The 10,678-nt window shown below is 70.6% G+C and carries 8 protein-coding genes and 2 pseudogenes; 8 read left to right on the forward strand and 2 right to left on the reverse strand.

Annotated elements, in window-relative coordinates; genetic code table 11:
• The 4 genes and pseudogenes from AC08OV_RS01290 to AC08OV_RS01305 form a co-directional block, all read left to right on the forward strand.
• A partial coding sequence (locus AC08OV_RS01290) for a type II secretion system F family protein (RefSeq protein WP_476619154.1) occupies positions 1–1,357 on the forward strand: 1,357 nt, incomplete at its 5' end.
• Positions 1,358–1,498: 141 nt separating this feature from the next.
• Entirely contained in the window at positions 1,499–1,693 is a 195-nt protein-coding gene (locus AC08OV_RS01295) for a DUF4244 domain-containing protein (RefSeq protein ID WP_041258051.1), read from the forward strand.
• An 11-nt stretch (positions 1,694–1,704) separates the two neighbouring features.
• Positions 1,705–2,166, forward strand: a complete 462-nt coding sequence (locus AC08OV_RS01300) for a TadE family type IV pilus minor pilin (RefSeq protein WP_476612431.1) — start codon at positions 1,705–1,707, stop codon at positions 2,164–2,166.
• Positions 2,142–2,549: pseudogene (locus tag AC08OV_RS01305) on the forward strand (Rv3654c family TadE-like protein); the annotation flags it as partial. The gene AC08OV_RS01300 and the pseudogene AC08OV_RS01305, both read left to right, overlap by 25 nt.
• Before the next feature lie 32 nt (positions 2,550–2,581).
• Here AC08OV_RS01305 and AC08OV_RS01310 read toward each other — a convergent pair.
• Both AC08OV_RS01310 and AC08OV_RS01315 read right to left on the reverse strand, forming a co-directional pair.
• Complete coding sequence (locus AC08OV_RS01310; RefSeq protein ID WP_476612430.1) at positions 2,582–3,169, reverse strand: hypothetical protein; 588 nt, start codon at positions 3,167–3,169, stop codon at positions 2,582–2,584.
• Between the two features lie 112 nt (positions 3,170–3,281).
• Positions 3,282–5,696, reverse strand: a complete 2,415-nt coding sequence (locus tag AC08OV_RS01315; protein WP_476612429.1) for a DEAD/DEAH box helicase — start codon at positions 5,694–5,696, stop codon at positions 3,282–3,284.
• A 349-nt stretch (positions 5,697–6,045) separates the two neighbouring features.
• On the opposite strand from AC08OV_RS01315, the gene AC08OV_RS01320 reads away from it, so the two are divergent.
• From AC08OV_RS01320 to AC08OV_RS01335, 4 genes and pseudogenes are all read left to right on the forward strand, one after another.
• On the forward strand, positions 6,046–6,387 hold the full coding sequence (locus tag AC08OV_RS01320; protein WP_462185864.1) for an STAS domain-containing protein: 342 nt from the start codon (positions 6,046–6,048) through the stop codon (positions 6,385–6,387).
• 38 nt (positions 6,388–6,425) lie between these two features.
• Positions 6,426–6,956: an ATP-binding protein gene (locus tag AC08OV_RS01325; RefSeq protein ID WP_476612428.1), complete on the forward strand. Its 531-nt coding sequence runs from the start codon at positions 6,426–6,428 to the stop codon at positions 6,954–6,956.
• Positions 6,957–7,490: 534 nt separating this feature from the next.
• Positions 7,491–9,830 (forward strand): sodium-translocating pyrophosphatase, encoded by a 2,340-nt coding sequence (locus AC08OV_RS01330; protein ID WP_476612427.1) that lies wholly within the window; start codon positions 7,491–7,493, stop codon positions 9,828–9,830.
• Positions 9,831–10,287: 457 nt separating this feature from the next.
• A pseudogene (locus AC08OV_RS01335) lies at positions 10,288–10,678 on the forward strand (type I DNA topoisomerase); the annotation flags it as partial.

The raw sequence follows: 10,678 nt of genomic DNA on the forward strand, positions 1-10,678 counted from the left end.
TGCGGAGGCGAGCATGACCGTACTCGAGCGCGTGGGGACCGTCCCGGCAACCGTCGCAGTCACCCGACCGAGGACCGGAACCGTGATCGGTTCGGGAATCGGCCTGGTCCTCGGTGCCGTCCTGTTCACGGTGGCCGCCGGACCGGTGGCGGCGGGCGTCGTGGCCGTGCTGCTCTGCTGTCTCGCCCGGGCGCGACGGCGGTCACGGGAGCGGCGTAGGCAGGTGGCGGTCCGCCAGTCCGCCGAAGACCTCCTCGCCGCGTTCGCGGCCGAGCTCGACGCCGGCGCACCCCAGCTCGAGGCCCTGCGCCGGGCGGCGGGCGGCATCGACGAACTCGTGGCGGCACCGGCGGGACGATCGGCGTGGGTGCCTCTCGACCAGCTCGGTGCCGCGCTCGACCGGACGGAGGAGCCCGGTCCATTGTTGTGCCGCAGTGAGGCGTCATCACTGCGACAGCTCGGAGTCGCCTACCAGGTCTGCGCGGCCGTCGGCGCAAGGCTGGCTCCCGTCGCGACGATGCTCGCGGCGGTCGCCCGCGCCGACGCGGTGCGGGCGGGCGAGCTGACCTCGGCACTGGCCGGGCCCCGGTCATCCGGACGGCTGGTGGCCTCGCTCCCGCTGGCCGGAATCGTCCTGGGGTCGCTCGCGGGAGCAGCGCCGATCGCGGTGTTGCTGGGCACGCCGGCGGGGATCGGATGCCTGCTCGTGGGCGGGCTCGCCGACCTGGTCGGAGTCCGCTGGCTTCGCCGCTTGGCGGACGGCGTGGAGCGACGGGGAGGGCCGGTAGCCGTGGATGCAACGGGCGTCGCGCCCCCGACCTCCGCCGCGGGGCACGACCGGTTCCTCGCCGACTTTCCCCTGGCGCTGGACCTGATCGCGGCGTGTCTGCGCAGCGGGGGGACCATCGTGTCGGCGGTGCGGGCCGTCGGCGCCGCCACCGGTGGTGTGTTGGGCGCGGAACTGTGCTCCGTAGGCGATGCACTCGCGGCGGGCGCCACGGTGGGCGCTGCCTGCGAGCGACTGGTGGCCGCGAGTCATGCTCCCCAGCTCACCGACCGGTTGCCCGGATGGGCTCGCCGCGGACGCGTGACCCCGCCATCCCGGCGGGCCAGGATGGTGCGGGCAGCGATCATGGCGCTCGATCGCGCGGAGACGTCCGGGGCGAAGCTCGCCGCCACTCTCACCCGACTGGCCGATCGTGCCAGGGACGAAGCCCACGCGGAGAGCATCGCCGCGGCTCGTCGGGCAGGTGTCCTGGCGGTCGCGCCCCTGGGCCTGTGCTTCCTTCCCGCTTTTCTCCTGCTCGGAGTGGTCCCCATGGTCCTCGGATCCGTCCCCGCGCTGTTGCCGGCCTGAAGTCCCGATCATCCAGCTGCCACCGCGGCGCCGAGCATCCAGGCCTGACCCATCGCTCGATCCCGATCCTCCCCTGTCCCGGAGGTAGTTCTCATGTTCCTGGCAGCCCGCTCCTCGTGCCGACGCCTGTCACGATGGCCGGTGTCCCGGCGGCTCCTCAGCGTGTGGCGCCCGGCCGTCCAGGCCCGCGACCACGGCATGTCCACCGCCGAGTACGCGGTCGGCACGCTTGCGGCCGTGGCGTTCGCCGGCGTCCTCTACGCGGTGGTGTCAAGCTCCGCGACCCGGTCGCTGGTCTCCTCGGTGGTGCAGCGCGCGCTGACCGTGGCGTTCTGAGCGCGGCCGTGATGCCTGTGCGCTCCTCCCAGCGGCCGCCGCGGCCGGTGACCCGTCGACGTAGGAGATCCGTCCGCGGGCCGGACCGCGGCCAGGCCACCGCCGAGCTCGCGATCGGCCTGCCCTCACTGTTCGTCGTCTTCTTCCTGGCCGCCTGGATGCTCGGTGCCGTCGCAGCCCAGGCCCGATGCGCCGACGCGGCACGCATCGGCGCCCGCTTGGCTGCCAGGGGGGAGCCGGATTCGGCCGTGCACACCGTGGTGATCCAGGCCGCACCCGTCGGCTCCACCGTGACGCTGCACCGTGGCGCGGGTCGGCTCGAGGTACAGGTGTCGGTGCACGTCGGTGGCATCGGCGTCAGCCGGCTGGTTCCCGGCATCGAGGTGGCGGCGCGGGCCGTCACCCCCGTCGAAGCGACGGCCGATCTTCCGTCCGATGCCCCCACCGGATGCCCGGTCCGGATGGCGTCGTGAGCGGGACGCGCCGGCTGAGGACGCTGCCGACCGTCACGCCGGGGGTAGCGCCGTCCGCCGCGGCCCCCGATGCAGGGTCCGCGACGGTATGGCTGCTGGCCGTCCTGTTCGCGCTGCTCTCGCTGGTGAGCGTCGCGTTCACCGTGACGGTGATCAGCACGGTCCGGCAGCGGGCCGCTGGAGCGGCGGATCTCGCCGCCCTCGCGGCCGCAGCGATGCCGCCCGCCAACCAGCGGACGATGTGCGCGCGGGCCGACGAGGTCAGCGCAGCCAACGGGGCGCGGCTGGCGGCCTGCCGGGTCGACGGCAACGCCGTCGAGGTGACGGTCCTCGCGCGCCTACCGGCGGTACTCGGCCCGCTCCCGGAGCTGTCCGCCCGCGCCCGTGCCGGGCCGTGGGGAGGAGCGGAGGGTGTCTACTTCCCAGTCGGCGTGGACGACCCGGTTCCGGAACGGACGCCCTCGCGAGGTTGGGCGGCGCCACTCGCCGCATCACCGCCACTGTCACGGCGCCGCAGATCAGCGACGCGGGCGACGATCCGGTCGCCCCGGTGGGGATGGGTGATGATCTGGCCCGAGGACGCTGCAGTGGGAGCAGTCGCGGGCATCGGAGCGGTCGCGGAGGCCGGAGCGGCCGCCGGACGCGCCTGGGGCGGGGCCGTCCGGGTTCGTGCCCCGCCGGTGTCGGCTTCGACGGACCGGGGGGCGCTGGTGGCGGGCGCGGGCGGCGCGGCTGGCGCGGAACGCACCAGCGCCTCCATCTCCCGGGCGCGCTGGCGTTCCATCCGGTGGCGGCGGCGATCCCGCGCGAGGCCCTGCAGGAAGAGCTGCACGCCGGCCGCTACCAGCACTCCCGTTACCAGGCCGAGGACGAACAGGCCCCAGATGTCGAACGAGAGCATCTGCCCCATGATCAGGACATCGGTGTGGCCGCTGTTCTCCAACACGAGATCCGCGGTGAGAACTCCAGCCACCAGCAACAGCACGACACCGACGGTTACCACCGAGACCTCCAAAACCATGGACGTTGGCATAAACGACGGAGAAAAGCCGATCTGGTCGACATACCCGGGTCCGGTCGCGGGGGAACCACGCCGCGGCGAAGTGGTCACGGGGCTAGCCGATCATGGCGGTCACCGCGGCGAGGAGCCGCCAGGCAGCCGCCTTATCGAGCGGCTCATTGCCATTTCCGCATTTGGGCGACTGGACGCACGACGGGCACCCCGCCGGGCACTCACACGCTTCGATCGCGTCCCGGGTCGCAGCCAGCCAGGCGCCGATTCGGAGAAATCCCCGTTCGGCGAAACCCGCCCCGCCGGCGTGTCCGTCGTAGACGAAGACGCTGGTGCGTTCGGTGTCCGGATGGCGCGCGGTCGAGACACCGCCGATGTCCCAACGGTCACAGGTCGCGAACAGCGGGAGCAGACCGATCGCCGCGTGTTCGGCGGCGTGGACGGCGCCGGGGACGTCCGCCGGCTCGATCGCGGCTCGGGCAAGCAGGTCGTCGGACAGCGTGTACCAGACGGCCCGGGTTCGCAGCTGACGCGGCGGCAGATCGAGAGGCTCCTGCCCGAGCACCTCGCCCGTCGCGATCAGCCGCCGCTGGTATCCGACGACCTGGCTGGTGACCTCGACCACGCCGAGGTGCACCTCCACGTCGGGCAGCACCCGGGATCGCGACGACTCCACCACCCTGACGTCGGTGTGGTCACGCGCGGTGGTCGTCCATTCCGGCGTCGACTCGCATACGAACGCGACGGATTCCTCGAGGTCGAGGTCCTCGACCACGAAGCTCGATCCCTGGTGAAGATAGACCGCGCCAGCGTGCACCGTCGTGTGCGAGGTCGCGGCGTCCACGGTGCCCAGGAGCCGGCCGGTCCGCGCTTCGACGATGCGAACCGGTGGTCCTCCCGCCCCTCGGATGTCCACATCCGGCCGGGCCCGTTGCGTCCAGAACCAGCCCGTGGGCCGGCGGCGCAGCCGTCCTCGGCGGACCAGGTCGTCGACGGCGAACGCAGCGGTCGGTCCGAACAACGCCAGATCCGCCTCGGTCAGCGCCAACTCGGCCGCGGCGCACTCCAGGTGCGGAGCGAGCACGTAGGGATTGTCGGGGTCGAAGACGCTGGCCTCCACCGGCCGTCCGAAGATGGCTTCGGGATGATGCACCAGGTAGGTGTCAAGCGGATCGTCCCGGGCGACCAGCACGGCCAGCGATCGCCGGCCATCCCGCCCGGCGCGCCCGGCCTGCTGCCAGAGCGAGGCGAGCGTGCCAGGAAAACCGGCGGTGACGGTGGCGTCCAGCCCGCTGATGTCCACCCCGAGCTCGAGTGCCGGCGTCGCGGCCGCCCCGAGCAGGGCGCCCGAGCGGAGATCCTCCTCCAGGGCCCGTCGCTCCTCCGGCAGGTAGCCCGCCCGATACGCCGCCACCCGGTCGGCGAGGTCTGCAGCGATCCGACCGAGTTCGCGGCGGGCAGTCACCGCCACCACCTCGGCGGCCCGTCGCGAGCGGACGAAGACCAGGGTGCGCACACCGTCCGCGACGAGGTCCGCCAGCAGGTCCGCGGACTCGGCGGTCACCGACCGGCGGACGGGGGCGCCGTTCTCGCCCGGGCCGGGCGCGGAGGTCGGGTCCTCCCGGTCCGGCGAGCTCTGCCCGGTCGTGAGCAGCGGAGGTTCGTAGAGCACGAAGTCCAGTGGCCCCCGCGGAGATCCGTCGACGTCGACCACCTCGACCTCCACGCCGGTGAGCCGTGCGGCCGAGACCCCGGGATCGGCGACGGTCGCGGACGCGAGCAGGAACACCGGATCGGTCCCGTAGCGAGCGCAGATCCGCCGCAGCCGGCGGATCACCGCGGCCACGTGTGCGCCGAATACCCCTCGGTAGCCGTGGCACTCGTCGACGACGACGTAACGCAGGCCGCGCAGGAACTGGGCCCACCGCCGGTGGAAGGGCAGGATGCCACGGTGGAGCATGTCGGGGTTGGTCAGGACCAGGCCGGCGTGCGCCCGGACCCAGTCCCGTTCGGCCGCCGGCGTGTCCCCGTCGAACGCGGCGGCCCGGATACCGGTGAGCCGCAGCGACCGCACGGCTCTAAGCTGGTCGTGGGCCAGCGCCTTCGTGGGCGCCAGGTAGAGTGCCCGGGCACCGGGCTCGGCGAGCAGCCGGGACAGCACCGGCATCAGATAGCCAAGCGACTTGCCCGAGGCCGTGCCGGTCGCCAGCACCACGCTGCGCCCGGCGTATGCGGCCTCGGCGGCAGCCGCCTGGTGGCTCCAGGGGCTCGCGATCCCGACGGCCGTCCACCGTCCCCGCAGGACCGGATCGATCCAGTCCGGCCATGGCGCCGGGCAGCCGTCCCGGGCAGGGACGCGCTCGATGTGCGTCATGCACCGCGCTCGTCGCACGTCGCGGCGCAGCCCGGCAAGGGCCGTGTCCGCACCGTCGACATCCACCGGCGAGCCCACGACGATCGAGGATATGCGTCTCGACGCGGTCACGGCGCCCTTCAGCCGGACAAACCCCCGGAGCATCGCCCTCTCGGGCCCCCGGCCGATCGAGCCCGAGGATCCCGGATCCCGGTCCGGGGAACATCTCGGCGTGGCTACGGGCAGCGATGCCGACGACAAGACGACAGGCGGACCACAGAGTGTCCCCGCGGGACCAGCTGCGTCGAAACCGCCGATGCGGTCGGTCGACCCCCACACGAGCGCCAAGATCGGGGATACATTTCATCAGACGTCATCAGCCGGCGACGCCGCAACACCGGACCCGCGATCTGTGTCGCGGCACACCGGATTGATCCTCCTCGTGGGAGGGTAATGGCGCCGTGATGTCGGTCGCCCGAAGCACGGGACGGCCGGAGGCACACAAGGAGGATCCGTGGACCTGTCCCTCACGACACGCCAAGAAGGCAACCACACGGTCGTGGTGGTGGGCGGCGAGATCGACGTCTACACCGCGCCGAAGCTTCGCGAGCAGCTCATCGATCTCGTGTCCGGGGGGTCATACCACCTCGTCGTCGACATGGAAGGCGTCGAGTTCCTCGATTCGACGGGCCTCGGGGTCCTCGTCGGCGGGCTCAAGCGGGTGCGTGCGCACGAGGGTTCACTGCGTCTGGTCTGCACTCAGGAGCGCATCCTGAAGATTTTCCGGATCACCGGCCTGACCAAGGTCTTCCCCATCCACTCCTCCGTCGAGGAAGCCCTTGCCGCGAGCGACTGAGCCGGACATCACTCTTTCGCGAAAGGCAGGCCCGCCGTATGCCCACCGTTGAGCTGCGGTTCGCTGCCCTGAACGGGCACGTTCGTACCGCCAGGATGATCGCGACGGCGGTCAGCCGGCGCGCAGGAGTTCCGGTCAGCGCGGCCGACGAGATCAAACTTGCGGTGACGGAGGCGTGCACCCGAGCGGTGCGCGTCAACCGCAAGCATGCGCCGCAGGCCCCGGTGCATGTCGCGCTCATCGACGGCGCCGATTCCTTCACCATCACGGTGGCCGACTGCGGCAGAACCGGAGACGAGGTCGCCCCCGGTCCGGACGGTGGCCTCGTCACCGCGACCACCCTGCTCGAACTCGAATCCGAGTCGACTCAGCCGCCAGGTTGGGCGGAACCGGCGGACGACGATCTCTCGGAGGACAACTCCGGTTTCCCACCGGGGCTCGGACTCGCCCTCATCGAGGGACTCGTCGACGAGATCGAGATCAGGCGCGGCCCCGACGGCGTGGGTACGGTTGTCGCGATGACCTGGCGCACCGGCGCCACATCGGATCCCTGCGAATCCGCGGTGTAGGACCTCTCCGGTCTCCCTGCCTGGGCCTGGCGACTGTTCCAGCCTCCGACCGTGTCCAGCCTCCGACCGTGCCGCCATGTGCCCCGCGCCAGGTTCCGAAGGCGGGGCACCTAGAACCTGACATTGAGGTGGAGCCACGGCGCCAGTCTGCCATGTCAGCAATAGCACGAGTGATCTTTTTACACCGAATATTCCCGAATCGACCCGTTTCCGGATTATCGCCAGGGCGGTGAGAGGTACCCGAGAGCACGCGACCCGGGCCGCCGCTACCGAAAAACGAGCGCACGTCACAGACGTGTGGATAGACTCCGCCGCATCTCATGGACGGCTGATCCAACCATCCGTGATTCCCTTGGTGCTCCCCGCGAGACCGGTCAGATGTCTAGAAATGGGAAGAATCGGCCGATCTCGCCCAAAGCGTCGCCGGATGCGGCGCGTGACCGTGACCGTCTCGATGCCGTGGCGACCGCCGTGAGGGCGCCCAAGAGCACCGGCACCCTCACGGAGGGCGCACAGAGCAGACCGGGAGGAGCCATGTCCTCGATCCAAGCCCTACAGACCGAGGGTGCTGGAATTGACCTTAGCGGCAGAGCCCTCGGACTGGTCGCCGGTGTGGCGATAGTCGCAGCCCTCGCATTGCTTGTTGCCGGTTATCTGGTTCGTGAGGTATTGGCGGCGAGTCCGGGCACCCCGAGGATGGTGGAGGTCGGCCGGGCGGTCCAGGAGGGCGCCGCAGCCTATCTCAGACGGCAGTTCACCACACTCGCGGGATTCGTCGTCGTCATCCCCTTCGTACTACTGCTCCTGCCAGCCGAGAACACTGGAGCAAAGATCGGTCGGTCGATCTTCTTCGTGGTCGGTGCGATCTTCTCCGCGTTGGTCGGATTCGTCGGGATGTCGCTGGCGACCCGGGCCAACACCCGCACCGCGGCCGCCGCCATGACCCGAGGGGAACGAGCCGCCGTCCGCATCGCCTTCCGCACCGGCGGGGTGGTGGGGATGTTCACCGTCGGTCTCGGGCTCCTGGGGGCGGCGGCTGTGGTCCTCGTCTTCCGGGACACCGCCCCCCAGGTCCTGGAGGGATTCGGATTCGGCGCCGCTCTGCTCGCGATGTTCATGCGAGTAGGCGGAGGGATCTTCACCAAGGCCGCCGATGTCGGGGCGGACCTGGTTGGCAAGGTGGAACAGGGGATTCCCGAGGATGATCCCCGCAACGCCGCGACGATCGCCGACAACGTCGGCGACAACGTCGGCGACTGCGCCGGCATGGCCGCCGACCTGTTCGAATCCTATGCGGTGACGCTCGTCGCGGCGCTGATTCTCGGGGTCGAGGCGTTCGGCGAACGCGGCCTGGTGTTCCCCCTGCTCATCCCGGCGGTCGGGGTTGTGACCGCGGTCATCGGAATCTTCGCGGTGTCGCCGCGGGCCGGTGACCGCACCGGAATGTCCGCCATCAACCGGGGTTTCTTCATCTCCGCGGTGGTGTCCGCGGTCGGCGTCGTCGCCGTCTCGCTGCTCTACCTCCCGGCGAGCTTCGCCGATTTCCCCGGGATGCAGGGGAGCACCCAGTCTGGCAATCCACGAGTGATCGCGATCGGCGCGGTCCTGATCGGGATCGTGCTCGCCGCCGCCATCCAGCTGCTCACCGGGTATTTCACCGAGACCGGCCGGCGGCCGGTGCAGGACATCGCAAAGGCGTCGCTCACCGGACCGGCCACCAACATCCTCGCCGGAATCGGGGTAGGTCTGGAGTCGGCGGTCTATTCTTCGCTTCTCATCGGTGCTGCGGTCTTCGGCGCCTACCTGCTCGGCTCCGGCAGCGTCACGATCGCGCTGTTCGCGGTGGCGCTGGCGGGGACCGGTCTGCTGACGACGGTGGGTGTCATCGTCTCGATGGACACCTTCGGGCCGGTGAGCGACAACGCGCAGGGCATCGCCGAGATGTCCGGCGACATGGACGAGGCGGGTGCAGCCATCCTCACCTCGCTCGACGCCGTCGGCAACACCACCAAGGCGATCACGAAGGGCATCGCGATCGCCACCGCGGTGCTCGCCGCCTCCGCGCTGTTCGGCTCGTTCACCGACACCGTGACGACGGCTCTCCGCGACGCCGGAGCGCTGCCCGAGGCGGGTCGGGGCATCGTTGGCGGCCTGAACATCGCCTACCCCGACGCGCTGGTCGGGCTCACCATAGGGGCATCCGTGGTCTTCCTGTTCTCCGGGCTCGCGATCAATGCGGTGGGCCGCGCGGCCGGGCGGGTCGTCCTGGAGGTGCGCAACCAGTTCCGGTCCAGGCCTGGAATCATGACCGGCGACGAGAAGCCGGATTACAGTGCGGTCGTCGACATCTGCACCCGCGATTCGCTCCGTGAACTGATTACACCGGGGACGCTGGCGGTTCTCGCCCCGATCGCGGTCGGTTTCGGCCTGGGATACCCGCCGCTCGGCGCGTTCCTCGGCGGCGCCATCGCCGCCGGCGTGCTGATGGCCGTGTTCCTCGCGAACTCCGGCGGGGCCTGGGATAACGCGAAGAAGATGGTCGAGGACGGCAACCACGGCGGAAAGGGTTCGGAGGTCCACGCGGCCACGGTGATCGGCGATACCGTGGGAGATCCATTCAAGGACACCGCCGGCCCTTCGATCAACCCACTGCTCAAGGTGATGAATCTGGTCAGCCTGTTGATCGCTCCGACAGTCGTGAAGTACTCGGTGGGCGCGGACGAGAACACGGGGCTGCGCATCGGTGTCGCCCTCGCCGCCCTCGCCGCCATCGCCGCCGTGATCATCATCTCCAAGCGGCGGAGCTCAATGATCAACGATGTGCCCGCTATGACACAATCGACACCGACCCTCAGCGAGAAGATCAACGCCTGACCCACATCGTTCCGTCACCGCCGACCCCCGCGGCTCGCACGAGGCCACGCGGGTCGGCGGCGCTGTTTCGCACCGATGGAACCTCGGGAACCGGTGGAACCTCGGGATGCGGGATCGGCACCGCCCGTGGGCCGGGTGATGCGCCGGCGGACCATCCGCGCCACCCACATCGGATCGGAGAAGCAGTGGGTGAGCGTCGGGCTACGGTCGCCATACCGGGACGGGAGGATCCGCGAGACGGAATGGCGGCGTACGGTGCTGCGAGGCACCGCTCTCACTCCGACGGCCGCCACCCGCACGACCACCGTCCGCCGGACACCCGTACCGCCCCCGCCAGATCCAGTAACGCGCTCCGCCTCCGCAACATCCGCCATGTTCGAGACCTACGCTCCGTAGAAGCAACCTACGCTTTCGCCCCACAGAGCACTAAAACGAGCACGTCGCACCGAGGAGAGAAGTGCCAGCGCGCACGAAGACGACGACACGGGCGACCGCGCGGTCATCCGCACCGGTCGCCGAGCCCACCGAGGCCGGACTCCCGCCGGAGACCGGCTCGAGCGAGGCATCCGCCGACGTACCCGTCGGCGCCACCAGCCGGACGGCGAACAGCAGGACGGCGAACGGGCGAACGGGGACTGGCCATTCGGCGAACGGCTCAGGCGGAGCCAGCGGCGCCCACGGCAGCCGCGCCACCGGCTCCGGCCGGGGCCCGGGCAACCGCCTGGTCATCGTGGAGTCGCCAGCGAAGGCGAAGACGATCGCCGGCTATCTCGGTCCGGGGTGGCAGGTCGAATCCAGCATCGGGCACATCCGTGACCTCCCGCGCAGTGCCGCCGATGTCCCGGCCG

The organism is Frankia sp. CeTa3Moorea (assembly GCF_978021225.1).

What these genes read in the sequence shown, in the direction of transcription:
- AC08OV_RS01300 (WP_476612431.1), top strand. Translation starts at nt 1,705, where the DNA reads ATGCCTGTGCGCTCCTCCCAGCGGCCGCCGCGGCCGGTGACCCGTCGA.
- AC08OV_RS01330 (WP_476612427.1), top strand. Translation starts at nt 7,491, where the DNA reads ATGTCCTCGATCCAAGCCCTACAGACCGAGGGTGCTGGAATTGACCTT.
- AC08OV_RS01315 (WP_476612429.1), bottom strand. Translation starts at nt 5,696, where the DNA reads ATGCTCCGGGGGTTTGTCCGGCTGAAGGGCGCCGTGACCGCGTCGAGA.
- AC08OV_RS01325 (WP_476612428.1), top strand. Translation starts at nt 6,426, where the DNA reads ATGCCCACCGTTGAGCTGCGGTTCGCTGCCCTGAACGGGCACGTTCGT.